The 24,338-nt window shown below is 70.3% G+C and carries 23 protein-coding genes and 1 pseudogene; 14 read left to right on the top strand and 10 right to left on the bottom strand.

Features of this window, described 5'->3' with window-relative positions; all coding sequences use genetic code 11:
* The first annotated feature begins 12 nt into the window (after positions 1–12).
* The gene (locus tag ACFWYM_RS39300; protein ID WP_384848554.1) at positions 13–258 is read left to right on the top strand and encodes an exodeoxyribonuclease VII small subunit; all 246 of its coding nucleotides are present in this window, start codon (positions 13–15) and stop codon (positions 256–258) included.
* Positions 259–440: 182 nt separating this feature from the next.
* Positions 441–1,031: a malonic semialdehyde reductase gene (locus ACFWYM_RS39295; protein ID WP_384848551.1), complete on the top strand. Its 591-nt coding sequence runs from the start codon at positions 441–443 to the stop codon at positions 1,029–1,031.
* Positions 1,032–1,159: 128 nt separating this feature from the next.
* Here ACFWYM_RS39295 and ACFWYM_RS39290 read toward each other — a convergent pair whose 3' ends face one another.
* A complete protein-coding gene (locus tag ACFWYM_RS39290) occupies positions 1,160–1,678 on the bottom strand; it encodes a DUF4245 domain-containing protein (protein WP_384848548.1) in 519 nt (172 codons plus the stop codon).
* 203 nt (positions 1,679–1,881) lie between these two features.
* On the opposite strand from ACFWYM_RS39290, the gene glpX reads away from it, so the two are divergent.
* Complete coding sequence (glpX, locus tag ACFWYM_RS39285; protein WP_384848545.1) at positions 1,882–2,916, top strand: class II fructose-bisphosphatase; 1,035 nt, start codon at positions 1,882–1,884, stop codon at positions 2,914–2,916.
* 86 nt (positions 2,917–3,002) lie between these two features.
* On the opposite strand, the gene ACFWYM_RS39280 is transcribed toward glpX, so the two are convergent.
* Together ACFWYM_RS39280 and ACFWYM_RS39275 are read right to left on the bottom strand one after the other, a co-directional pair.
* Complete coding sequence (locus tag ACFWYM_RS39280; protein ID WP_384848542.1) at positions 3,003–3,386, bottom strand: WhiB family transcriptional regulator; 384 nt, start codon at positions 3,384–3,386, stop codon at positions 3,003–3,005.
* A gap of 180 nt (positions 3,387–3,566) precedes the next feature.
* Complete coding sequence (locus ACFWYM_RS39275; protein WP_384848539.1) at positions 3,567–4,247, bottom strand: DUF1707 domain-containing protein; 681 nt, start codon at positions 4,245–4,247, stop codon at positions 3,567–3,569.
* Between the two features lie 148 nt (positions 4,248–4,395).
* Here ACFWYM_RS39275 and ACFWYM_RS39270 point away from each other — a divergent pair, with 148 nt between their 5' ends.
* The 3 genes from ACFWYM_RS39270 (at position 4,396) to ACFWYM_RS39260 (ending at position 8,416) form a co-directional block, all read left to right on the top strand.
* Positions 4,396–6,063 carry a fumarate hydratase gene (locus tag ACFWYM_RS39270; protein ID WP_384848536.1) on the top strand — a complete coding sequence of 556 codons (1,668 nt, stop codon included), beginning with the start codon at positions 4,396–4,398 and terminating at the stop codon, positions 6,061–6,063.
* Between the two features lie 212 nt (positions 6,064–6,275).
* Complete coding sequence (locus tag ACFWYM_RS39265) at positions 6,276–7,064, top strand: hypothetical protein (protein WP_384848533.1); 789 nt, start codon at positions 6,276–6,278, stop codon at positions 7,062–7,064.
* A 59-nt stretch (positions 7,065–7,123) separates the two neighbouring features.
* Positions 7,124–8,416, top strand: a complete 1,293-nt coding sequence (locus ACFWYM_RS39260; RefSeq protein WP_384848530.1) for a hypothetical protein — start codon at positions 7,124–7,126, stop codon at positions 8,414–8,416.
* Between the two features lie 10 nt (positions 8,417–8,426).
* On the opposite strand, the gene ACFWYM_RS39255 is transcribed toward ACFWYM_RS39260, so the two are convergent.
* From ACFWYM_RS39255 to ACFWYM_RS39240, 4 genes and pseudogenes are all read right to left on the bottom strand, one after another.
* A complete protein-coding gene (locus ACFWYM_RS39255) occupies positions 8,427–9,293 on the bottom strand; it encodes a trypsin-like serine peptidase (RefSeq protein ID WP_384848527.1) in 867 nt (288 codons plus the stop codon).
* Positions 9,294–9,309: 16 nt separating this feature from the next.
* Positions 9,310–9,507 carry a ricin-type beta-trefoil lectin domain protein gene (locus tag ACFWYM_RS39250; RefSeq protein ID WP_384848524.1) on the bottom strand — a complete coding sequence of 66 codons (198 nt, stop codon included), beginning with the start codon at positions 9,505–9,507 and terminating at the stop codon, positions 9,310–9,312.
* A 100-nt stretch (positions 9,508–9,607) separates the two neighbouring features.
* Entirely contained in the window at positions 9,608–9,889 is a 282-nt protein-coding gene (locus ACFWYM_RS39245; protein ID WP_384848521.1) for a hypothetical protein, read from the bottom strand.
* Between the two features lie 97 nt (positions 9,890–9,986).
* Positions 9,987–10,616: pseudogene (locus ACFWYM_RS39240) on the bottom strand (hypothetical protein); the annotation flags it as partial.
* 133 nt (positions 10,617–10,749) lie between these two features.
* Between ACFWYM_RS39240 and ACFWYM_RS39235 the strand changes: the two are divergent.
* Together ACFWYM_RS39235 and ACFWYM_RS39230 are read left to right on the top strand one after the other, a co-directional pair.
* Positions 10,750–12,228, top strand: a complete 1,479-nt coding sequence (locus tag ACFWYM_RS39235) for a class II fumarate hydratase (protein WP_384848518.1) — start codon at positions 10,750–10,752, stop codon at positions 12,226–12,228.
* Positions 12,229–12,400: 172 nt separating this feature from the next.
* Positions 12,401–13,111 (top strand): DUF402 domain-containing protein, encoded by a 711-nt coding sequence (locus ACFWYM_RS39230; protein ID WP_384848515.1) that lies wholly within the window; start codon positions 12,401–12,403, stop codon positions 13,109–13,111.
* Between the two features lie 99 nt (positions 13,112–13,210).
* On the opposite strand, the gene ACFWYM_RS39225 is transcribed toward ACFWYM_RS39230, so the two are convergent.
* On the bottom strand, positions 13,211–13,342 hold the full coding sequence (locus ACFWYM_RS39225) for a hypothetical protein (protein WP_384848512.1): 132 nt from the start codon (positions 13,340–13,342) through the stop codon (positions 13,211–13,213).
* 111 nt (positions 13,343–13,453) lie between these two features.
* On the opposite strand from ACFWYM_RS39225, the gene ACFWYM_RS39220 reads away from it, so the two are divergent.
* On the top strand, positions 13,454–15,502 hold the full coding sequence (locus ACFWYM_RS39220) for a SpoIIE family protein phosphatase (protein WP_384848509.1): 2,049 nt from the start codon (positions 13,454–13,456) through the stop codon (positions 15,500–15,502).
* Positions 15,503–15,598: 96 nt separating this feature from the next.
* Here ACFWYM_RS39220 and ACFWYM_RS39215 read toward each other — a convergent pair whose 3' ends face one another.
* Entirely contained in the window at positions 15,599–17,974 is a 2,376-nt protein-coding gene (locus ACFWYM_RS39215; RefSeq protein ID WP_384848506.1) for a transglycosylase domain-containing protein, read from the bottom strand.
* Between the two features lie 268 nt (positions 17,975–18,242).
* On the opposite strand from ACFWYM_RS39215, the gene ACFWYM_RS39210 reads away from it, so the two are divergent.
* Genes ACFWYM_RS39210 through ACFWYM_RS39200 form a run of 3 tightly spaced genes read left to right on the top strand, consistent with a single transcriptional unit; the run spans position 18,243 to position 21,873 of the window.
* Entirely contained in the window at positions 18,243–18,770 is a 528-nt protein-coding gene (locus tag ACFWYM_RS39210; RefSeq protein WP_384848503.1) for a PadR family transcriptional regulator, read from the top strand.
* Positions 18,767–19,453, top strand: coding sequence for an ABC transporter ATP-binding protein (locus tag ACFWYM_RS39205; protein ID WP_384848500.1), 687 nt, complete (start codon positions 18,767–18,769; stop codon positions 19,451–19,453). Before ACFWYM_RS39210 ends, ACFWYM_RS39205 begins: the two co-directional genes overlap by 4 nt.
* The gene (locus ACFWYM_RS39200; RefSeq protein ID WP_384848497.1) at positions 19,450–21,873 is read left to right on the top strand and encodes an FtsX-like permease family protein; all 2,424 of its coding nucleotides are present in this window, start codon (positions 19,450–19,452) and stop codon (positions 21,871–21,873) included. The genes ACFWYM_RS39205 and ACFWYM_RS39200 overlap by 4 nt, the downstream gene beginning before the upstream one ends.
* Before the next feature lie 72 nt (positions 21,874–21,945).
* Here the strand turns inward: ACFWYM_RS39200 and ACFWYM_RS39195 are convergent, their stop codons facing one another.
* Entirely contained in the window at positions 21,946–22,884 is a 939-nt protein-coding gene (locus ACFWYM_RS39195; protein WP_384848494.1) for a LysR substrate-binding domain-containing protein, read from the bottom strand.
* Positions 22,885–23,028: 144 nt separating this feature from the next.
* On the opposite strand from ACFWYM_RS39195, the gene ACFWYM_RS39190 reads away from it, so the two are divergent.
* Complete coding sequence (locus ACFWYM_RS39190) at positions 23,029–23,583, top strand: peroxiredoxin (protein WP_164300746.1); 555 nt, start codon at positions 23,029–23,031, stop codon at positions 23,581–23,583.
* Between the two features lie 19 nt (positions 23,584–23,602).
* Positions 23,603–24,133, top strand: coding sequence for an alkyl hydroperoxide reductase (locus tag ACFWYM_RS39185; protein ID WP_384848490.1), 531 nt, complete (start codon positions 23,603–23,605; stop codon positions 24,131–24,133).
* Positions 24,134–24,338: the final 205 nt, after the last annotated feature.

Genomic DNA, 24,338 nt, shown 5'->3' with positions numbered 1-24,338 from the left:
GAGGACGGACGCATGACGAGCAAGACCGAAGAGAGCGCCGCGGCGCTCGGCTACGAGCAGGCGCGGGACGAGCTGATCGAGGTCGTTCGGCGCATGGAGGCGGGCGGAACGACCCTGGAGGAGTCCCTCGCGCTCTGGGAGCGTGGCGAGGAGCTGGCCAAGGTCTGCCGCCGCTGGCTGGACGGCGCCCGCGCCCGCCTCGACGCGGCCCTCGCCGAGCAGGGCGAGGACGGGGACGGGGACGACGACGAGGACTGAGACAGAGGCCGGAGCGGAGCGGGAATGACCGCCAGGGCGCCGGGGTTAGTGAGGTCGATCACCCGGACCCGGCTTTGGTTGAAAGTTAAACCGTGGCGGCGTAGTGTCGGACGTACCGGCTGAACCGGATGTATCGGTTCCGGCCGGGACCCGACCCGTTCGTTCGTTCGCAGAAGGTTGATATGTCCCTCGTTCTTGACCCCGCCGCCCAGGACCTGCTCTTCCGGGAGGCCCGCACCGCCAACACCTTCACCGACGAGCCGGTCACCGAGGAGCAGGTCCAGGCGATCTACGACCTGATCAAGTTCGGCCCCACCGCCTTCAACCAGTCGCCGCTGCGCATCACGCTGGTCCGCTCCCCCGAGGCCCGCGAGCGCCTGGTGAAGCACATGGCCGAGGGCAACCAGCCGAAGACCGCGAAGGCCCCGCTGGTCGCGATCCTCTCCGCGGACAACGAGTTCCACGAGGAGCTCCCGGCGCTCTTCCCGCACTTCCCGCAGGCCAAGGACGCCTTCTTCTCCGAGCGTCCGGCCCGCGAGGGCGCCGCGCAGCTGAACGCCGCGCTGCAGGCCGCCTACTTCATCGTCGGCGTCCGCGCCGCCGGTCTGGCCGCGGGCCCGATGACGGGCTTCGACTTCGCGGGCGTCCAGAAGGAGTTCCTGGACGACGACCACACCCCGCTGATGGTCATCAACATCGGCAAGCCGGGCGAGGACGCCTGGTTCCCGCGCTCCCCGCGCCTCGACATCGACCAGGTCATCACGACGGTCTGAGTCACCCGGCCGCACACCGGCCGTGGACACGCAGAGGGGCCCCGGCCATCGCCGGGGCCCCTCTGCGTATGCGGCAAGTCGTGGAAGTGGTTGCGGCAAGTCGCCGAAGTCGTGGTCCGGGTGCGGACTCAGGACGACTTCAGCGACTCCACCATCTTGGTCAGCTGAGCGAACGACGCCGTCCCCGCGATCACCGTCGTCGCGCCCTTGTCCTGGCGCACCAGCGCGTCGTACGTGGAGCCCTGGTAGCGCTGCCACGTCTTGCCGTCGATCTCCTCGGTGGCCGACGTCTTGCGCGCGCCCTGCGTGGCCTGGTCGATGAACTCGGCGGGCTTGCCGGTGGACTGCTTGATCACCACGTACTCGCGCTCCGGGTCGAGAAAGCCCAGGTGCCAGCTGTGGTGCTCCTCGTCCTTGTACCGCACCGACGTCGCCATCCAGTCCTTGGACAGCCCCTTCGGCGCGAGCACCGGGTACGGCGCGACCCGCCGGGCGCCGACCAGCTCGACGCGGTAGTCCTTGCGCTCGACCGGGCTCTTGGAGTCGTCGTGCGGAACGAACACGTAGATGACTCCCGCGACGATGCCGATCACCGCCAGCGACCAGAGCATGTTCCGTACGGTCTGCTTGCCTTGTCTTCCTGCCACGCACCCATCGTCGCAGGTGGCCCGTGCTTCCCTTACCCCAGGTGCCGGGCCTGCTCATGCGTGGGGCCCACTGCTCATTTTGTAAGGCTGGCGATAGAGTCAGCCCCATACCCTCACCGGCCGCCCACCCGTCACCCGCCACCGCCCTAACGGACGCCCTGCGGGCGCGGCCTATTGGTCGTATCAGAGAAAGGTGCGCTCCGATGACCGAGCACCATCATCTTCCGTCCGAACTCGAGGTGTCCCCCGAGGCACCCGACCGCAACCTCGCCCTGGAGCTGGTGCGGGTCACCGAGGCGGCCGCGATGGCCGCGGGCCGCTGGGTCGGCCGCGGCGACAAGATCGGCGCCGACGGCGCCGCCGTCAGGGCCATGCGCACCCTCGTCTCGACCGTCTCGATGAACGGCGTCGTCGTCATCGGTGAGGGCGAGAAGGACGAGGCACCGATGCTCTTCAACGGTGAGCGCATCGGCGACGGCACCGGCGCCGAGGTGGACATCGCCGTCGACCCGATCGACGGCACCACCCTGACCGCCAAGGGCATGCCCAACGCGATCGCCGTGCTGGCCGCCGCCGACCGGGGCACCATGTTCGACCCGTCCGCGGTCTTCTACATGGACAAGCTGGTCACCGGCCCCGAGGCCGCCGACTTCGTGGACATCAACGCCCCGGTGTCGGTGAACATCCGCCGGGTCGCCAAGGCCAAGAAGTCCGCCCCCGAGGACGTCACCGTGATGATCCTGGACCGCCCCCGGCACGAGGGCATCGTCAAGGAGATCCGCGAGACCGGCGCCCGCATCCAGTTCATCTCCGACGGCGACGTCGCGGGCTCGATCATGGCGGTGCGCGAGGGCACCGGCGTGGACCTGCTGATGGGCATCGGCGGCACCCCCGAGGGCATCATCTCGGCCTGTGCCATCAAGTGCCTGGGCGGCACCATCCAGGGCAAGCTGTGGCCCAAGGACGACGCCGAGAAGCAGCGCGCGATCGACGCCGGGCACGACCTGGACCGGACGCTGACCACCGGCGACCTGGTCTCGGGCGAGAACGTCTTCTTCGTCGCCACCGGCATCACCGACGGCGAGCTGCTGCGCGGTGCGCGCTACGGCGCGGAGACCGCGACCACCGAGTCCCTGGTGATGCGCTCCAAGTCGGGCACCATCCGCCAGATCGACTCCACCCACAAGCTGTCGAAGCTGCGCGCGTACAGCGCGATCGACTTCGACCGCGCGAAGTAGCGCGGCGGGCACCGAGCGGAGCCGAGCACGACGAAGGGGGCGCCCCGTGCGGGGGGACGCCCCCTTTGTCGTGCGGATGCGCGTGATCAGCCGGCGGCCGCGTGGGTCGCCGGGCGGGCCGCCTTCTGCAGCTCCATCTCGCGCCGGCGCCTGCGGGCGAGCACGACGCGGCGCTCGGCGGCGGTGAGGCCGCCCCACACCCCGTACGGCTCGGGCTGGAGCAGGGCGTGCTCCCGGCACTCGACGAGGACGGGACAGCGGGCGCAGACGCGCTTCGCGGCCTCCTCACGGGAGAGGCGCGCGGCGGTCGGCTCCTTGGACGGAGCGAAGAAGAGCCCTGCCTCGTCCCGGCGGCACACGGCCTCGGTGTGCCAGGGGGAATCCTGGTCCCGATCACTCACTGGCATCACCGGCCCACGCTGCGCCGGAACGGCGGCGACCTGCAGGGACTGGTGCGACGGTTGCAGCACGGTCTACTCCTGACGACGGCTTCGCGAGCGAGAGACGATGCAGCAAGCTCTACCCGCTGTATGCGCGCCTATGCACTGAGTTCCGATGTACGGAAGTTCTCAGTCCAGTAATCCGGCCGGTAATCGCCGATCGAATTCCGGCCACCGGGAGTGCGCCGGGGCGTGCGCCCCGCCGCGCGCTCAACTCCCCAGGTGCTTGCGGAGCTTGGCGTGGAGATCGCGGATCAGCTTGCCGCGCCGGGGCTTCGCCTCGACGGAGCCGAAGAGCGCGAGCCCGTCCACGTACACCACCGGCGCGTCGCGCTCGGCGGAGTCGAGGGTGTCGACCTCGAAGGTGCCGAGCACGCCGCCGCCGTTGCCCCGCAGCGACACGTTCTGCGGGACGCGGACCTCGATCGAGCCGAAGAGGGCGACCGCCTTGATGACGACCTGGCGGTGCTCGAAGATCGCCTCGCTCAGGTCGAGTTCGACGTTTCCGAAGATCGCGTACGCGTGTGTCCTGCGGCTCACGCGCCAGTGACCCCTGCGGGAGGCGGCGCTGAGGACCGCCACCACATTCTCGTCGGCGACGGGGGGCATGGAGCCCTCCGCGGGGCGGACGGGGGCGGGCTCGTAGGCCGGGGCGGGCCTGCGCGTGGCCTGGTGCGCACCCGGCAAGTCCCTGATCAGCGGCGTCAGTTCGCCCTGGGTCTTGGCGCGGTAGACGCCGTCGATGCGCTCGGCGTGCTCCTCCGCGGTGAGGCGGCCCTCGGCGAGGGCCTCGCGCAGGATGTCGGCCACCCGGTCGCGGTCGGCGTCCGACGCGCGCAGACCCACGGGTGGCTCGGCGGTGTCTTGCTGAGGGCGCTTGTCCAGATCCACGTCCTTCAGCCTACCCACTCGCGATAGATCGCGACTAGGGGGCGGTGAGCCTTACCTCACAAGAACGGCGCGGAGCGCGCGCTCTACGCTGGATGGCGCGCTGCCAATGGAGGCCGCGCCGCTGTCTGCCGAGTGAGGAATGGCCGTAATGCCAGAGTTTGCGTACTCCGATCTGCTCCCGCTGGGAGAGGACACCACCCCGTACCGGCTGGTGACCGCCGAGGGTGTCTCCACCTTCGAGGCCGACGGGCGCACGTTCCTCAAGGTCGAGCCGGAGGCGCTGCGCAAGCTCGCCGCCGAGGCGATCCACGACATCCAGCACTACCTGCGCCCCGCGCACCTGGCGCAGCTGCGGCGCATCGTGGACGACCCGGAGGCGTCCGGCAACGACAAGTTCGTCGCCCTCGACCTGCTGAAGAACGCGAACATCGCGGCCGCGGGCGTGCTCCCCATGTGCCAGGACACCGGCACCGCGATCGTCATGGGCAAGCGCGGCCAGAACGTCCTCACCGAGGGCGGTGACGAACAGGCGCTGTCGCGCGGCATCTACGACGCGTACACGAAGCTGAACCTCCGCTACTCGCAGATGGCCCCGCTCACCATGTGGGAGGAGAAGAACACCGGCTCCAACCTCCCGGCGCAGATCGAGCTGTACGCGACCGACGGCGGCGCCTACAAGTTCCTCTTCATGGCGAAGGGCGGCGGCTCGGCCAACAAGTCGTTCCTGTACCAGGAGACGAAGGCCGTTCTGAACGAGTCCTCCATGATGAAGTTCCTGGAGGAGAAGATCCGCTCGCTCGGCACGGCGGCCTGCCCGCCGTACCACCTGGCGATCGTCGTCGGCGGCACGTCCGCCGAGTTCGCCCTGAAGACCGCGAAGTACGCCTCCGCGCACTACCTGGACGAGCTGCCCTCCGAGGGCTCGGCGCTCGGCCACGGCTTCCGGGACGAGGAGCTGGAGAAGAAGGTCTTCGAGCTGACGCAGAAGATCGGGATCGGCGCGCAGTTCGGCGGCAAGTACTTCTGCCACGACGTGCGCGTGGTGCGGCTGCCGCGGCACGGCGCCTCGCTGCCGGTCGCGATCGCCGTGTCCTGCTCGGCGGACCGGCAGGCCACCGCGAAGATCACCGCCGAGGGCGTCTTCCTGGAGCAGCTGGAGACGGACCCGGCGCGGTTCCTGCCGGAGACCGAGGACTCCCACCTGGAGGATTCCGGCGACGTCGTCAAGATCGACCTCAACCAGCCCATGGACGCCATCCTCGCCGAGCTCACCCAGCACCCGGTGAAGACCCGGCTCTCCCTCACCGGCCCCCTCGTCGTGGCCCGCGACATCGCGCACGCCAAGATCAAGGAGCGCCTGGACGCGGGCGAGGAGATGCCGCAGTACCTGAAGGACCACCCGGTGTACTACGCGGGCCCGGCCAAGACACCGGAGGGCTACGCGTCCGGTTCCTTCGGGCCGACGACGGCCGGGCGCATGGACTCGTACGTGGAGCAGTTCCAGGCGGCCGGCGGCTCCAAGGTGATGCTCGCCAAGGGCAACCGGAGCAAGCAGGTCACCGACGCGTGCGACGCGCACGGCGGCTTCTACCTGGGCTCGATCGGGGGTCCGGCGGCGCGGCTCGCGCAGGACTGCATCAAGAAGGTCGAGGTCGTCGAGTACGAGGAGCTCGGCATGGAGGCGGTCTGGAAGATCGAGGTCGAGGACTTCCCGGCGTTCATCGTCGTCGACGACAAGGGCAACGACTTCTTCCAGAACCCGGCCCCGGAGCCGACGTTCACGCACATTCCGGTACGGGGGCCGGGGCTGGCGTAGCACCGGCTCCTGCCGGAGCGGCCGGGGTGATGGATTTCGCCCCTCCGCCCCTGCCCGTCCCGCACCCGGGGCTCCGCCCCGGACCCCGTTCGGCCTGAACGGCCTCGTCCTCGATCGCCGGACGGGCTGGTGGCGCGGGACCGACACACCTATGGATCACCCTCCGCAGTCTTCCGATTGCGGAGGGTGATCTCGTGTCTGAGGGTGGTGCCATGTCCCGTAAGCACGCCCTGACCGCCGCCCTCAGCGTCGCCGTGTGCGGCGCGCTCGCCCTCGTGCCCGTCGCGGCCGCCGCGCCGAAGGACCCGACACCGCCGCCGGTGTCCACGCCCGGCGCCACCCCGCCGAGCCTGCCGCCGCTGCCCTCGCTGCCCTCGCCCACGCCCCAGCCGTGGGGCTGGCCGAACGCCGCGACGCCCACGCCCGCGGCCACTCCCACCGCCACGCCCACGCCCACGCCGACCAAGACCGGCTCGCCCCTCACCATCCAGGAGGACCCGCGCCGGGACCGCGAGCGGCTCGCGCAGAGCTGGCGGACCATCGGCAAGTTCGGCGGGGCCACCGGGTCGACCGCGGACCTCGCGGGGCTCGCCCTCGGCGGGGAGCGGGACGAGAAGAAGCTCGACGAGAGCGTGGCCGAGGCCAACCGCGGGCTCGACAACCTGCTCGCGATCATGCCGGGCGGCTCGCTCAGCCGGGCCAAGGAGCGCGGCTACGACATCAGGTCGACCATCGAACTGCTCAAGCAGGACAACCGCGCGTTCAAGGACGCCGGCGTCCGGGGTGACGTGGTGGCGATCATGACGCAGGCCGCCTTCACCATGTTCCACCTGGCGCTGCTCGCCTTCGACATCTTCTTCGGGCTCGGGCTGAGCTTCGCACAGGCGTTCCTGCCCTTCCCGCTGCCCGACTTCAAGCTTCCCGACCTGAGCAAGCAGGCCACCCAGACACCCACCCCCACGGCCACGCCCACACCCCCGGCCGAGCCCGCCAAGCCATGACCGAGGGGCAGCCGGGAAACGGGAAGCACAAACGGAACTGGCCGCGCCTCCTGGCACGGGTGAACCTGCTTCTGCTCGTCCTGTCCGCCGTGGCGACCGCCGTCTTCGCGGTCCGCTACCTCGGCGCGGACGGCGCCCCGGCCGGGCACACCCAGCGCTCCGGCTGGGCGCCGCTGCTCGCGAGCGTCGTCCTGCTGGTGCTGTTTCTCGCCGTGGCGCTCCTGAAGCCGTTCGGGCAGGCCGGCCTCTCCGGGAAGCGGTACGCGCTCATCTCCGGGGTCGCGGCGGTGCTCTTCGCGCTCGGCATCGGCGCGGTCTGGCAGATCGTCAGCCACGACCGCGTCACCGACACCATCGTCGGGCAGCCGCTCATGAACGACGGGGACAGCAAGGCGTATCTGAAGAAGACCTTTCCCACGGCGAAGCTGCGGCTCGTGCCCACCGGGGTCTTCATCCAGGGCGCGAAGTTCACCGACCCGCAGGAGGTCGAGGTCAGCGGGTACGTCTGGCAGCGCTATCCGAAGGACTACCCCGAGAAGGACATGGGGGTCGTCTTCCCGGAGGCGCCCGACGGCTACAGCCTCGACGAGGCGTACGACACCACGAACACCGCCGGGCAGCGGCTCAAGGGCTGGCACTTCAACCTGACGCTGCGCCAGCGCTTCAACTACCAGAAGTACCCGCTGGACAAGCAGAACATCTGGCTCCGGCTGTGGACCAACGCCGCCTTCACCAATGACGTGCTGGTGCCGGACTTCGCCTCGTACCCGCCCTGGAAGTACGGGGAGATCGGCCTCGACCAGGACATCGTGACCAGCGGCTGGTCCCCGTACTACACGGCCTGGAGCTACGGGCAGCACAACTACACGATGACGCAGGGCGTGACGGACTGGGACAAGCCCTTCGTGTCGGCGCCCGAGCTGTACTTCAACATCGGGATGGAGCGGAAGTGGGCCGGGCCGCTGACGGGCAAGCTGCTGCAGTCCTTCTTCATCGCCGCGATCATGTTCCTGGCGCTCTTCGTCTACACCAAGGACGACACCAAGAACCCGCGCTTCGGCTTCTCCACCTGGACCGCGATCTCCTTCGCCGTCTCGCTGCTACTCGTCGTGGTGGTGGACCAGACGCAGATCCGGGAGATCGCGGGCGACACGTCCCTGACGTATCTGGAGTACTTCGCGATCGCCCAGTACATCGTGATCATGGGCATCTTCGCCAACGCGATCCTGATCGGCTCCGACACCAACTTCCGCTCCCTGGAGTGGAAGGACAACCTGCTCCCGACGCTGCTGTACTGGCCGGTCCTGATCGGGCTCTTCTTCGCGTTCACGCTCTTCGTGTTCGCGAGCTAGCGCGGCGGGCTCAGCGCAACTGGCCGGCCCGCCGGTGCAGTTCGCGTGCCGTCCCGTCGAACATCGCGCCCCAGGCCACGTCCTCGAAGCCGGGCTCCGTGGGGCGCGCGCTGGTGACGCCGACCTGGACGTCCTTGCCGTCGCCGGTGCGCGCGTACCAGGGGCCGCCGCTCGCGCCGTTGGTCATCCGGCAGGGCTTGAGCTGCTCGCCGCCCACAAGGCGCCCGTCCAGCACGGGAGTTGTGGGGCCGGAGCAGTACTGCAGGGTCTCGCCGTCGTACGGCTTCACGAAGGGGTAGCCGAGCGCGGTCTTCTCGCCGGGCACGGGGGCGAAGACGGCCTCGCGGGCGCCGGTCACGTTCTGCACGGCGCGGCCCTTCTCGTCGGGCCCGAGCGTGACGAAGGCGAAGTCGGCCTTGTGCTCCTCGCGCTCGCGCCAGGCGTCGTCGATGCTGACGCCCTTGGCCACATAACTCCCGTACGGCTTCGCACCCTTGTCGTACGCGGGCACGAACAGCAGCATCTTCATCGCGCCGCCCGCCGCCTTGAGGTGCACACAGTGCCCGGCGGTGGCGATGACACCGCGGTTGTCGGCGTCCACGACGGCGGCCGTGCAGGTGGCCTTCTTGCCGTCGGGGAGCTCCATGAAGAGGCGCCCGACGTTGCGCACGGAGTCGGTGCCGTACGTCCAGGAGACGCCGTCGGGAGGGGTGTCCGGAGGGTCGTCCGAGGAGGCGGCGACCGCCTCCTCCATGGCCGCGGGGGTCCAGTACGCGCGTATCTCGTCGTCCTGGGCAGCGGCGGCGTGTGCGCTCGCCGGGGTGAGCGCGGCCGCGGCGGTGAGTGCCGCCGCGGCCACGGAGAGTGCTGAGATCATGCTTCGAACGTAAGGCTTAGGCGAAGCGCTGGCTCGCCGAACCGTTGCACCTCTGGAGCCGCAGCGGCTCCTTGGGCGCGGAGAGCCCCAGGCAGAGGCCGGTGTCGGCGGCCGGACGCAGGGTCCCCGATTGGCGTACGAACTGCTGGTTGGCGCCGCCGTGGCAGTTCCAGAGAGTGACGGCGGTGCCTTCCTTGTACGAGCCGTCCGGCACGTCGAGGCAGCGGTCCTGGATCAGCCCGGTGTGCAGCGACTCCTGGTTGCCCTCGCCGCCGTCGTACCACCCGAGTTGCAGGGGACGACGGGTGACGGGGTTATGCCTCGTCGAAGAGAACCTGCGACGTGTCGACGACGTGTACGGCCAAGACGATCAGCAGGCCGTCGCTGATCACGTACTCCAGGGCGAGCGAGTGCGTCAGAGCGATGGACCTCGTGTTCTCGTCGCCGGAGATGGGCGACGACACCTTGGTGCGGGGGTCCTGCGCCAGCGCGGCGGTACCGCGCGCGAGTAGCTGCTGCCGGTCCTCCGGGAGGCTGTCGCGGATACGCGCGGCCTGCTCGGAGAAGATCACGTTGTACGTGACGCGATGTGTCACGAGGGCCTCCGGGTCTTGCGTCGAGGCTGCCAATTCTGCCCGTACCTCGTTCGCGCGCCAAGACCGCAGGTCAGACCCGCCCGCCCGGCCGAGGTGCCCGCGCCTGCCAGCCCGCCGTGTACGTGCCCGCGCAGGCGCCCTGGCCGAGCAGATAGCGGGTGACGCAGTCGGTCATGACGGGCGAGAACTCGAGGTCGTCATTGGCCCCGATGACGAGCAGGATCGCCTTGATCTTTGTGTTGCGGGCCTTGACGGCGAGGTTGTCGGACTGGACCAGCTCGTCCGCGTACTGCTTCTGGCCGCCGATCCGGATGTTGACGGTCCGCGCGCCGGAACAGGCCACGTTGCAGGTGACGTCGGCGGGGATGCCGGTGCGGTGGATGGCGGCGTCCGGGGAGCGGTGGCACCAGTTGTCGGGGCCGTTGGTGCCGGGCTCATACGTCCCGACGCCCTCTCCCGAAATCTCGCTGTCGCCGAGCGAGATCAGCCCCGTCTTGCGGTCGGCGAGCGGGCGCTCGGCCGGGTCGCCGTAGAGCTTGGTGGCCTCGTCCGCGCGGATCTTCTCCAGGTCGGGCGGGAGCGGCTTGCTCGCCACGGGTGCCGCTTGTGCGGGCGCGGCCTGGGCGGGGGCGGTCGCCGCCACCCCTCCGAGGACGGCGGCCACGGCGGTGGCGGCCGCCAAAGTACATCGGAGCCTGGTCGATGCGGACGGTCTGGTGCGCTTCATCGCGCCTCCCCGGTGAGGTGTTACCCGCTGTTACCCACGGTTTTTACTGGCCAGTAGGGCCGGAAGGGAATACCTAGAACAAGACAAGTGCTCAACTTTTTAACGGGGTTGAACGGAGAGGTAGGTTCGGAGCATGGCCAGCGGCGAGAGTGACAAGCACCAGGACGGGTCCGGGGACGCGTACCGGATCGAGCACGACTCCATGGGCGAGGTGCGGGTCCCTGCACACGCCAAGTGGCGGGCGCAGACCCAGCGCGCGGTGGAGAACTTCCCCGTCTCCGGGCAGCGCATCGAGCGCGCCCACATCGCGGCGCTCGCGCAGATCAAGGGGGCCGCCGCGAAGGTGAACGCGGGCCTCGGGGTGCTCGACAAGGACGTCGCCGAAGCCATCGCGGACGCGGCCGCCGAGGTCGCCGAGGGCCGCTGGGACGAGCACTTCCCGGTCGACGTCTTCCAGACCGGCTCGGGCACCTCGTCCAACATGAACACCAACGAGGTGCTCGCCACCCTCGCCACCGAGCGACTGAACAGAGCGGGGGCGCGCAGCGCCTCGGTGAGGGGTGGTGGCCGGGAGACGGGCGGGCGCGACGTGCACCCCAACGACCATGTGAACGCCTCGCAGTCGTCCAACGACGTCTTCCCGTCCTCGATCCACATCGCGGCGACGGGCGCGGTCCTGAACGACCTGATCCCGGCGCTCGACCACCTGGCGGCCGCGCTCGAGCGCAAGTCGGCCGAGTTCGCGGACGTGGTCAAGTCCGGCCGCACGCACCTGATGGACGCGACCCCGGTCACCCTCGGCCAGGAGTTCGGCGGCTACGCAGCGCAGGTCCGCCACGGGGTGGAGCGGCTGCGCGCCTCACTGCCCCGACTGGCCGAACTCCCCCTGGGCGGCACGGCGGTCGGGACCGGCATCAACACGCCGCCCGGGTTCTCCGCCGCCGTCATCGCCGAGGTCGCACGCGCCACCGGGCTGCCGCTGACCGAGGCCCGCGACCACTTCGAGGCACAGGGCGCGCGGGACGGGATCGTGGAGACCTCGGGCCAGCTGCGGACCATCGCGGTGGGCCTGACGAAGATCGCCAACGATCTGCGCTGGATGGCGTCCGGGCCGCGCACCGGTCTCGCCGAGATCGCCCTGCCCGACCTCCAGCCCGGCTCCTCGATCATGCCGGGCAAGGTGAACCCGGTCATCCCGGAGGCGGTCCTCATGGTCGCCGCACAGGTCACCGGCAACGACGCGACGGTGGCGACCGCCGGGGCCGCGGGCAACTTCGAGCTGAACGTGATGCTCCCGGTCATCGCGAAGAACGTCCTGGAGTCGATCCGGCTGCTGGCCAACGTCTCCCGGCTGCTCGCCGACCGCACGGTCGACGGCATCACCGCGAACCGCGAACGGGCCCGCGAGTACGCGGAGTCCTCGCCCTCCGTCGTCACGCCCCTGAACAAGTACATCGGGTACGAGGCGGCGGCCAAGGTCGCCAAGCAGTCCCTGGCCGAGCGGAAGACGATCCGGGAGGTCGTGCTCGAGTCCGGCTACGTGGACCGCGGCGAGCTGACGCTGGAGCAACTGGACGCGGCGCTCGACGTGTTGGGGATGACCCGGCCGTAGGGGTCCGCGCGGCGGTCGGCGGGCGCCGGGCTCAAGGGTGGTGGGCGCCGAGCTCAAGGGTGGTGGGCGCCGAGCCCAAGGTCGGCGGGTGCCGGCCCAAGGTTGGCGGGCCTTCAACCCCTTCAACTGAACAGTCGGCGCGCACACCGCCCGCGCCACCTAATATCTGTGCATGACAGACCACGACGGGACGACGACGAGAAGCAGACCGGGGGCCGGGCCCGGCGCCGAGCGGTGGGCTCCTGGGAGTCACATTCTGTGGCGGTACCGGGAGAACGCGGGGTCCCGGTTCCACATCTGTCGTCCCGTCACCGTCGTGCAGGACACCGAGGAGCAGCTCGCCGTCTGGATGGCCCCGGGCACCGAGTGCGTGAAACCGGTCATCCTGAACGGGGACGTCGGTACCCCCGTCCACCACGAGCCGCTCGCCACCCGCTACACCAAGCCCCGCTCGGTCAGCCGCGACCACTGGTTCGGCTCCGGCGTCCTGAAGCTCGCCCGGCCCGGTGAGCCGTGGTCGGTGTGGCTGTTCTGGGAGCCGGGCTGGCGGTTCAAGAACTGGTACGTGAACTTGGAGGAGCCGCTGGTGCGGTGGTCCGGCGGCGTCGACTCCGAGGACCACTTCCTGGACATCTCCGTGCACCCGGACCGCAGTTGGCACTGGCGGGACGAGGACGAGTTCGCACAGGCGCAGCGGGCCGGGCTGATGGACCCGGCGACGGCACGGCACGTGCGCACGGCCGGGCGGGCCGCGGTTGACGTGATCCGGTCCTGGGGGCCGCCGTTCTCGCAGAACTGGCAGCAGTGGCGCCCCGATCCGGCCTGGTCGGTGCCGGTGCTGCCGGATGATTGGGACCGTACGCCCGCGCACGTGTCGTCATGAGACCCTTGATGCGCCCCCACGGGGGAAACGTAGGATCGTCCTCCGCAAGAGCGCACTGGAGCACCAACCGGCGGCGAGCGCACGGTGCTTGACTGACAGTCATCGAGGGGTGGCGGGAACGTGAGCGAGGTGCACGAGCCGTACGTCGGCCGCGGGAGGCCGGGGCGTACGGGACAGGCCGAAGGCGTCGGCGCCGACGGCCTCCAGCATGACGAGCCGTTCCCGGGACACACGATCCGGGTATCCGGTTACCTGCGGGCTCCGGCGACCGCCCCGCACCCCCCGTGCAACGCTTGATCGGCGCGCGCGGCGCGCAGCCCCGGACGGACGGATTCTGAACGCGTGACGGAGCAAGCCACCCCCCACGAGGGCCACACGGCGAAAGCCGGCCGGCCACCCGCCCCCGCGGACCCCCGCGGGGCGATGCTGCGCGCCCCGGACGCCACCCCGCCCACGTCCGGTGCCGCCGCCTTACCGCCACAGGCCCGCGCGGGCGAACAGGCCGGCGACGGCGCGGCCACGTCGCACGGCACGTCGCACAGCCCGTCGAACGGCGCCGAACACACCCGCCCAGACGTCGCCGAGGGAGTGCCCACGCAGCCAGGACCCGAACAGACCCGGCCCCCGGACGGCCAGGAGCGACGCACCGGCGAGCCGCGGCCCCCGGGCCCCGCGGCCATGCGCCGCGACGGCGACCGGCTGCGCTTCGTGGGCGCCGCCACCCGGCGCATCGCCCGCGGCATAGACCTGGACGAGATCGTGATGGGCCTGTGCCGGGCCACCGTGCCGACGTTCTCGGACGCGATCCTCGTCTATCTGCGCGACCCGCTGCCCGTCGGCGACGAGCGGCCCGTGGGCCCGCTGGTCCTTCGGCTGCGCCGCACCGACCGGCTCCGCATGATCGAGGAGGGCGCCGAGGAGCAGGACACCGAAGGCAGCCGCCTGGCCGCGCTGCCCGTGCAGGCGGACATCGTCGCGGGCGCCGAGCTGTGCGAGGTCCACCTCGGCGGGGCGCTCGCCGAGGTGCTGCGCGGGGTGCGCCCGGTCTTCGCGGACTCCGCGGCGGCCCGTGCCGCCCTGACCGAACTCCTCGGCGAGGGGCGGACCGTGCCGGGTGCGCGCCGGGCGATCCTGGCGCCGCTGCGCGGCCGGCGGCGGGTGATCGGCGCCGCCGTGTTCCTGCGCCGCCCGGACCGGCCCGCGTTCGAGGGCGACGACCTGCTGGTCGCCGCCCAGCTCGCCACGCACAGCGCCCTCGGCATCGACAAGGCCGTCCTGTACGGGCGCGAGGCGTACATCGCCGACGAGCTGCAGCGCACCATGCTCCCCGAGACGCTGCCCCGGCCCACCGGCGTGCGGCTCGCCTCGCGCTACCTCCCGGCCGCCGAGACCGCCCGCGTGGGCGGCGACTGGTACGACGCGATTCCCTTGCCCGGCAGCCGAGTTGCCCTCGTCGTGGGCGATGTCATGGGCCACTCCATGACATCGGCGGCGATCATGGGCCAGCTGCGCACGACCGCGCAGACCCTCGCCGGGCTCGACCTGCCCCCGCAGGAGGTCCTGCACCACCTGGACGAGCAGGCCCAGCGGCTGGGCTCCGACCGGATGGCCACCTGTCTGTACGCGGTCTACGACCCGGTCTCGCATCGCATCACCATCGCGAACGCGGGCCATCCGCCGCCCGTGCTCCTGCACCTGGGCGGCCGCGCGGAGGTGCTGCGGGTGCCGCCGGGCGCCCCCATCGGCGTGGGCGGAGTGGACTTCGAGGCCGTCGAGCTGGATGCGCCCGCCGGGGCCACCCTGCTCCTGTACACCGACGGACTGGTCGAGTCGCGCCTGCGGGACGTATGGACCGGCATAGAGCAGCTGCGCGAACGCCTCGCCGCCACCGCCCAGTTGACGGGTCCGGACCACCCGCCGCCGCTGGAGGCCCTCTGCGACGAGGTACTCGACATGCTCGGCCCGGGCGACCGGGACGACGACATCGCGCTGCTCGCCGCCCGCTTCGACGGGATCGCGCCCAGCGACGTCGCGTACTGGTTCCTGGAACCGGAGGAGACGACGCCTTCACGCGCCCGCCGCCTGGCCCGCAGCGCCCTGGAGCGCTGGGACCTGCAGGAGCTGTCGGACTCGGTGGAGCTGCTCGTCAGCGAGGTCGTGACCAACGCCGTGCGGTACGCGTCGCGGCCCATCACGCTGCGGCTGCTCCGCACCGATGTGCTGCGCTGCGAGGTCGGCGACGACGTCGGCCAGCTGCCCCGGCTGCGCCAGGCCCGCGCCACCGACGAGGGCGGGCGCGGGCTCTACCTGGTCAACAAGCTGGCACGGCGCTGGGGCGCGACGCGCCTGAGCAACGGAAAGGTGGTCTGGTTCGAGCTCAACCGGAGCTGAGCCGGACCCGACCGCCTCTGCCGCGCGTTCGCGCCGGGCGCTGCCGTCTGCCGAGCGTTCGCGCCGGGCGCTGCCGCCCGGCGCTCCCGCTCCGCCTCAGTTCTTGCCCGGCCCCCGGCGTGGATCGTCCGGCGGGTCCGGGATCCACGTCTGGGTCGGGTCGTCGGTCGGCGGCTCCGTCGTCGGGTCCTGCGTCGGCGGCTGCGTGGTCGGGGTCTGCGTCGGCGGCTTCGTCGTCGGCGTCTCGGTCGGCTTCGTCGGCGTCTCGGTCGGCTTCTGGGTCGGCTTCGTCGGCTCGGTCGTCGGGGTCTGCGGGGCCTGCGTCGTCGGCTCGGTGGTCGGCGCGATGGCGGCGCCCATGTCCGTGTCCAGGTCGAACTCGCTGGGCGAGCCCATCGCGTTGAAGGTGTACGCCGCCCAGATCTCCGCCGGGAAGCTGCCGCCGTCGACGCGCGGCAGTCCGCCGGCGCCCTTCATGGACACCTGCTGGCCCTGCTTGTATGTGCCGTCGCCCTTGGGCGCCTCGCCGAAGAGGCCGACCGAGGTGACGAGCTTCGGCGTGTAGCCGGTGAACCAGGCCGACTTGTTGTCGTCCGAGGTACCGGTCTTGCCCGCGACGTCCTGCTCGTCGTCGCGCACCGCGTGGCCGGTTCCGTCGTCGACCACGCCGGTCAGGACCGAGGTGATCGAGTCGGCGACACCGCGCTTGACGACCTGCTCGCCGATCGGGTCCGGCAGGTCGATCTGGCGGTCCTTGTGCTCGACCGACTTCACGATCGACGGGGTGACCTTCTTGCCGTGGTTGTCGAGCGTCGCGTACACGCCCGCCATCTCCAGCGGGCTCGCGCCCATGGAGCCGAGGGTCTGGGCGGGCACGGCCTGGAGTCCCTCGACGTCCATGCCGAGCTTGCCCGCGGTCTCCATGACGTTGTCCATGCCGACGTCGACGCCCATCTGCGCGAAGACGGAGTTGATGGACTTGTTCATCGCCTTCTGGACGTTGACCTGGCCGTAGCTGCGGCCGTCCTCGTTGGGCGGCGCGAAGCCGACCTTCTTGCCGTCCTTGACGACGGGGCGCTTGCTGGTGCCGTCGTAGATGGTGTTCGCCGTGATCGGGGTGCCGGACTGGGTCGTCGAGCCGTTCTCCAGGGCGGCCGCGAGGATCAGCGGCTTGAAGGTGGAGGCGGCCTGGTAGTCGCGGCGGGTGGCGTTGTTCGTGTAGTGCCCGATGTAGTTGCGGCCGCCGTACATCGCGAGGACCTTGCCGGTCTTCGGGTCCACGGACGCGGCGCCCGCCTGCACCCGGGCGTCGGCCTTGCTCTTCTTGTCGTCGAGCTTGGCGTTGAGCTTCTTGTTGACGGCCTTCTCGAGCTGCTGCTGCTTCTTCTTGTCGATGTTGAGCGTGATCGTGTAGCCGCCGGCCTCGAACTGCTTCTCCGAGAGGTGGCCGGCCTTCATGACCTCGCGCTTGGCCTCCTCGATGAGGTATCCGGTCTGGCCCTTGACCCCGCTCGGCGGCTTGGGCGTGTGCGGCGTCGGGAACTTCATGCCCGCGCGCTTGCCGGAGTCCAGCCAGCCCTCCTCGACCATGTTGTCGAGCACGTAGTTCCAGCGGGCCTTGGCGAGCTTCTTGCCGGTGTCGGACGCGAGCGCCCAGTCGTACTGGTTCGGGGCCTGGAGGAGGGCGGCGAGATAGGCGCCCTGCTCCACGCTCAGCTTCTCGGCGTCCTTGTTGTAGTACGCCTGGGCGGCGGCCTGGATGCCGTAGGCGCCGCGGCCGTAGTAGCTGGTGTTGATGTAACCGGCGAGGATGTCGTCCTTGGTCTTCTCGCGGTCCACCTTCAGCGAGATGACCAGTTCCTTGAGCTTGCGGGTGACCGTCTGGTCCTGGTCCAGGTAGTAGTTCTTCACGTACTGCTGGGTGATGGTCGAGCCGCCCTGCTTGCCCTTGCCGGTCACCGTGTTGAGGACGCCGCGGGCGGTGCCCTTGAAGTCGACGCCCTTGTCCTTGTAGAACGACTTGTTCTCGGCGGCGACGAAGGTCCGCTGGACGTCCTCGGGGACCTTGGACAGGTCGACGACCTCGCGGTTGATGTCGCCGGTGCGGGCTATGACCTCGCCGTTGCTGTACTTGTAGACGTTGCTCTGCTTGCGGGCCGCGGCGTTGCCCTCGGGTATGTCGATGACCAGGTAGAGCACGACGAAGCTGAGCATGCCGAGCAGGATCACGCCGAAGAAGGCGCCGAGGAGCTTCTTCCAGGTGAAGAAGCGGCGTATGCCGGTCTTCTTGGGCTTGGCCGCCCGCTTCCGGGCGCCCTCGCTCCGGCTCGCCGTCGCCGTCCCGGTGCTGCTCTTGCTGTCGGCCGCGGCGGTGCCGCTGCCGCTCGTGCCCGCCCCACCGCCGGACGAGCGCCCCCGCGCTGCCCGGCGCGCGCCGCGCTGCCGCGCTTGTCGGTCTTCCGCTCGGCCCATGGCTGTGAGTGCTCCGCTTCCGTGTCGTCCTGGTGTTTCTGGTGCTCCTGGCAAGTCAGCTCATGAAGCTAACACCGCACCTTGGGGCAAAGGTCTGCCGATCCGGTCTTTTCCGGACGTGACAATCAGCACCCGCCCCACTGGAACCGGTACCGGCCCCTATGAAACCGACGATCGCAAGGCCCGGAAGGTTGCCCCGTCGCGGAACCTGTGAGCTCTACACCGCGGGTATACATCGCGGGTATACACACCATGTACAGTGGTCGCCATGTCCATCGGTCACACTCTCCTCGGCCTGCTCGAATCGGGCCCCCGCCATGGCTATGACCTCAAGCGCGCCTTCGACGACAAGTTCGGCCACGACAAGCCGCTGCACTACGGGCAGGTCTACTCGACCATGTCCCGCCTCCTGAAGAACGGCCTGGTCGAGGTCGACGGAGTGGAGGCGGGCGGCGGACCGGAGCGGAAGCGGTACGCGATCACCGAGGCCGGCATCACCGACGTACAGCGCTGGCTCGCGACGCCGGAGAAGCCGGAGCCGTACCTCCAGTCGACCCTGTACACCAAGGTGGTCCTCGCCCTCCTCACCGAGCGCGACGCGACCGCGATACTCGACACCCAGCGCGCCGAGCACCTCCGGCTCATGCGGATCCTCACCGACCGCAAGCGCAAGGGCGACCTCGCCGACCAGCTGATCTGCGACCACGCCCTCTTCCATCTCGAAGCCGACCTGCGCTGGCTGGAACTCACCTCCGCGCGCCTCGGCAAGCTCGCCCAGGAGGTTCGCTCCGCATGACCCCCGCAGGTTCCCTCCTGGCCGCCACCGGCCTGCGCAAGGCGTACGGTCCGACGACCGCGCTCGACGGCGCCGACTTCTCCATCCACCCGGGCGAGGTCGTCGCCGTCATGGGCCCCTCGGGCTCCGGCAAGTCGACGCTGCTGCACTGCCTCGCCGGGATCGTCCGGCCGGACGAGGGCTCGATCACGTACAACGGCCGTGAGCTCGCCGGGCTCCCGGACGCCCAGCTCAGCGCCCTGCGCCGGAGCGAGTTCGGCTTCGTCTTCCAATTCGGCCAGCTGGTGCCGGAGTTGACCTGCGTGGAGAACGTGGCACTGCCGCTGCGCCTCAACGGCGCGAAGCGCAAGGACGCCGAGCGGACCGCGCTGACCTGGATGGAGCGCCTCGAGGTCGACGACGTGAGCGGCAAGCGGCCCGGCGAGGTCTCCGGCGGCCAGGGCCAGCGCGTCGCGGTCGCCCGCGCGCTCGCCACGAGCCCGCGCGTGCTCTTCGCCGACGAGCCCACCGGCGCCCTCGACTCCCTCAACGGCGAACGCGTGATGGAGCTCCTCACGGACGCCGCCCGCTCGACCAACGCGGCCGTGGTCCTCGTCACGCACGAGACCCGCGTCGCCGCCTACTCGGACCGCGAGATCGTCGTGCGCGACGGCAAGTCCCGTGACATGGAGCGACTCGTATGAGCGCCACCCGTACGCGCCCCGCGGCGCCGTCGGTGATCGAGGACACCGCCCCGAAGGGCGTCCGTGCCTGGGGCCGCGACCTGCTCATGGGCATGCGCTTCGCGGTCGGCGGCGGCCGCGAGGGCTGGATCCGCACCATCCTCACCGCGGTCGGCGTCGGCCTCGGCGTGGCCCTGCTGCTCGGCGCGGCCTCCGTGCCGGACCTGCTGCAGAACCGGGACGCCCGCGCCGACGCCCGCCAGGCCGCCGACGTCTTCAGCGGCAAGAAGGTCGACCGCACCGACTCCACGGTCCTCGTGATCGACGCGAACACCGACTACCGCGACTCCACGATCAACGGCCGCCTGCTGCAGGCCGAGGGCGGCCACCCGGTCCTGCCGCCCGGCGTGAGCAAGCTGCCCGCGCCCGGCGAGATGGTGGTCTCGCCCGCCCTGCGCTCCCTGCTGAACAGCCCGGACGGCAAGCTCCTCAAGGAGCGCTTCGACCGCTACCGCATCACCGGCACCATCGGCGACGCGGGCCTCATCGGCCCCAAGGAGCTCTACTACTACGCCGGTTCCGACGCCCTCCGGATCGGCGAGGGCGCCCACCGCACCGCGGACTTCGGCTCCCACGTCGACGGTGATCCGCTCGACCCGCTCCTCGTCGTCCTGGTCGTGATGATCTGCGTGGTGCTCCTCACCCCGGTCATGATCTTCATCGGCACGGCCGTGCGGTTCGGCGGCGAGCGCCGCGACCGGCGCCTGGCCGCGCTGCGCCTGGTCGGCGCCGACGCCCGCGGAGTGCGCCGGATCGCCGCGGGCGAGGCCCTCTTCGGCTCGCTCCTCGGCCTCGTCGTGGGCGCCGGGTTCTTCGTCCTGATCCGGCAGTTGGTCGGCGTCGTCGACATGGAGCGGATCAACGCGTTCCCGTCCGACGTGACACCGGTGCCCGCCCTGGCCGCCCTGATCGTGGTCGCCGTGCCGGTCACCGCCGTCGTGGTCACCCTGATCTCGCTGCGCGCGGTCAGCATCGAACCGCTCGGCGTCTTCCGGCACTCGGCGCCCCGCAAGCGCCGCCTGTGGTGGCGGCTCGCGCTGCCCGTGATCGGCATCGCGGTGCTGCTCTCCACGGACCGGGTGAACGCGGCCACGTACGACGTGAACGTCTTCACCATCGCGGGCGGCGCGACGCTCACCCTGATCGGCTTCGCCACGCTCCTGCCGTGGCTGGTCGAGGCGGTCGTGTCCCGGCTGCGCGGCGGCCCGGTGCCCTGGCAACTGGCCACCCGCAGGCTCCAGTTGAACAGCGGCAACGCGGCCCGCGCGATCAGCGGGATCACGGTCGCGGTGGCGGGCGCCATCGCCCTGCAGATGCTCTTCGCGTCCATGCACGACGACTTCAACAAGGTCACCGACGCGGACCCGCGCCGCGCCCAGATCAACGTCAACTCGCAGCAGGCCAGCGGCGAGCTCGCGCAGCGCATGATCGACGAGTTCCGCGCCACGAAGGGCGTCAAGAGCGTCATCGGCCGCGTCGAGTCGTACGTCGTCAGGCCGGGCCCGCTGAAGAACCCTTCCGAGGACATCCGGCCCACCACCGAGCTCTCGGTCGGCAGCTGCGCCACCCTGCGCGAGATCGCCCACGTGAAGTCCTGCAAGGACGGCGACACGTTCATCGTGCGCGGCGGCGACCGCGAGCAGAACGCGTGGATGGAGCAGACCGCGCGCCCCGGCAAGGAGATCGACCTCAACAGCAGCAGCTGGGGCGACTACGGGGGCAAGGGCCGCGGCAAGCACGTGCCGTGGACGCTGCCGAAGTCGACGAGCACCATCACCGCGCGGCCCGACCCGGTGGGCAACCGCTACGACGGCATCTACGCGACGCCCGGCGCCATCGACGTGAAGCGCATGGTCGGGGCCTCCACCCATGCGATGGTCCAGGTCGACCAGACGATGCCGGACGCGGAGGAGTACGTGCGCAACACTGCGGCCCGCATCGACCCGATGGCCTCGGCCTACACCATCAAGATGATCGAGCGTGACAAGCAGTACGCGACGGTCCAGCGGGGCCTGCAGATCGGCGCCATGGCCACCATGGTCCTGATCGCCTCGTCCATGCTGGTCTCGATGATCGAGCAACTGCGCGAGCGCAAGCGGCTGTTGGCGGTCCTCACCGCCTTCGGCACCAAGCGCACCTCGATGGCCCTCTCGCTCCTGTGGCAGACGGCGATCCCGGTGGCGCTCGGCCTGGCCGTCGCGGTCGGCGGCGGCCTGGCGCTCGGCCAGGTCATGGTCCGCATGATCCAGAAGACGGCCACCGACTGGTGGGTCTTCCTGCCGCTGATGGGTGCGGGCGCCGCGATGGTCGCGGCGGTGACGCTGCTGAGCCTGCCGCCGCTGTGGCGCATGATGCGCCCGGACGGCCTGCGCACGGAGTAACTCCCCTCGCCGCGCAGCCCGTTGCCGGTACGAGGTCGGCCGATCACGCGATCAGATCACTCGGTCACGCGATCACACGACCCGTACCGGCAGCGGCCGTACGGCCTCCCGCAGGGCCCCCGCCAGCTCCTCGTACTCCGCCGCCCGGGCGGCCCCGGTGCGCATCGCGAGCGCGATCCGCCGGGTGGGCGCGGGCTCGGCGAAGAAGCCGGTGAGCAGCTGACTGCTGCGGCTGGTCTCCACGCGTACGGCGGTACGGGGCAGCAGCGTCACGCCGAGCCCGCCGGCGACGAGCTGCACGAGCGTGGACAGTCCAGCGGCAGTAGTGGTGACGGGCGCATCGGCACGCCCCGCCTCCCGGCAGATGTCCAGGGCCTGGTCCCGCAGACAGTGCCCTTCGTCGAGCAGCAGCAGATGCAGCTCCTTCAACGCATCGCGCGGAATTCCCTCCCTCCCGCCGAGCCAGTGGTCGAGGGGCGTGACGAGCACGAAGTCCTCGTCGAACAGCGGCAGTTCGGTGATCCCGGGCACACCCAGGGGCACGGCGAGCAGCAACAGATCGAGCCGCCCGCCGGACAAGCCCTCCAGCAGCGACGACGTCTGCTCCTCATGCACCTGAAGATCCAGGTCCGGGTACTTCTCGTGCGCGAGGGTGAGCACGGTGGGCAGCAGATAGGGCGCGACGGTGGGGATGACCCCGAGCCGCAGCACACCGGTGAAGGGCGCCCGCACGGCATCGGCCTCCTCCAGGAGCGCGCCCACCTCGTCGAGCACGACCTTCGCCCGTACGGCGAGCCGCTCCCCCGCGGGCGAGAGCAGCACCTTGCGCGTGGTGCGCTCCAGCAGCGTCACCCCGAGCACGTCCTCCAGAGCGGAGACGGCGCCCGAGAGCGCGGGCTGGCTCATCCCGATCGCGGCGGCGGCGTCCCGGAAGTGCAGATGCTCGGCGACGGCGGCGAAGGCACGCAGCTGGGCCAGACTCGGCTGCCGCCCACTCCTCTTACTGGCCACCACTGATAACAACCTCCGATCAACTCTCACCACTCTAGCTATTTCCGCAATCAATGCACCCTGTGCCACCATCGGTTTCCGTCCAACCCACTGGAAAGCGCCCAAAAGGCACCTTTCCGCCTCGCAAGTTCGCAAGGAGAGCGCGTGCTCACTGTCGGTGACAAGTTCCCCGAGTTCGACCTGACTGCCTGTGTCTCGCTGGAGAAGGGCTCGGAGTTCGAGCAGATCAACCACAAGACCTACGAGGGCAAGTGGAAGATCGTCTTCGCGTGGCCCAAGGACTTCACCTTCGTGTGCCCGACCGAGATCGCGGCCTTCGGCAAGCTGAACGACGAGTTCGCCGACCGTGACGCCCAGGTCCTCGGCTTCTCCGGCGACTCCGAGTTCGTGCACCACGCCTGGCGCAAGGACCACCCGGACCTCACCGACCTGCCCTTCCCGATGCTGGCCGACTCGAAGCACGAGCTCATGCGTGACCTCGGCATCGAGGGCGAGGACGGCTTCGCGCAGCGCGCCGTCTTCATCGTCGACCAGAACAACGAGATCCAGTTCACGATGGTGACCGCGGGCTCCGTCGGCCGTAACCCGAAGGAGGTCCTCCGGGTCCTGGACGCGCTCCAGACGGACGAGCTGTGCCCGTGCAACTGGAGCAAGGGCGACGAGACCCTGGACCCGGTCGCGCTCCTCTCGGGCGAGTGACGGGGCTCAGGTAACTGACATGGCTCTCGACGAACTGAAGTCCGCCATACCGGACTACGCCAAGGACCTGAAGCTCAACCTGGGCTCGGTCATCGGCAACAGCGAGCTTCCGCAGCAGCAGCTGTGGGGCACGGTCCTGTCGTGCGCGATCGCCTCGCGCTCGCCGATCGTGCTGCGCGAGCTGGAGCCCGAGGCGAAGGCGAACCTCTCCCCCGAGGCGTACACGGCCGCGAAGTCGGCCGCCGCCATCATGGCGATGAACAACGTCTTCTACCGCACGCGCCACCTGCTCTCCGACCCGGAGTACGGGACGATGCGGGCGGGCCTGCGGATGAACGTCATCGGCAACCCGGGCGTGGAGAAGGTCGACTTCGAGCTCTGGTCCCTCGCCGTCTCGGCGATCAACGGCTGCGGGCAGTGCCTGGACTCCCACGAGCAGGTGCTCCGCAAGGCGGGCGTGGACCGCGAGACGATCCAGGAGGCCGTGAAGATCGCGTCGGTCCTCCAGGCGGTCGGCGCGACGCTGGACGCCGAGGGCGTCCTGGCGTAACTCTCCGCCCCTGCACGACAGTTGGCCCACCCGGCAGATTCCGGGTGGGCCAACTGCGTTTCCACTTCTTTCCCCAACCCCGCCCCTTCCCGAATCCGCCGCTCCGCGGCCCTGGGGCGCCCGTCCTGGGGCTTCGCCCCTAGACCCCCATCGGCGCTGAACGCGCCTCGTCCTCAAACGCCGGACGGGCTGGAACCACTCAGCC

This window comes from Streptomyces sp. NPDC059009, from assembly GCF_042740175.1.
GTDB lineage: Bacteria > Actinomycetota > Actinomycetes > Streptomycetales > Streptomycetaceae > Streptomyces.
This window is presented reverse-complemented; position numbering and strand designations above follow the sequence as displayed.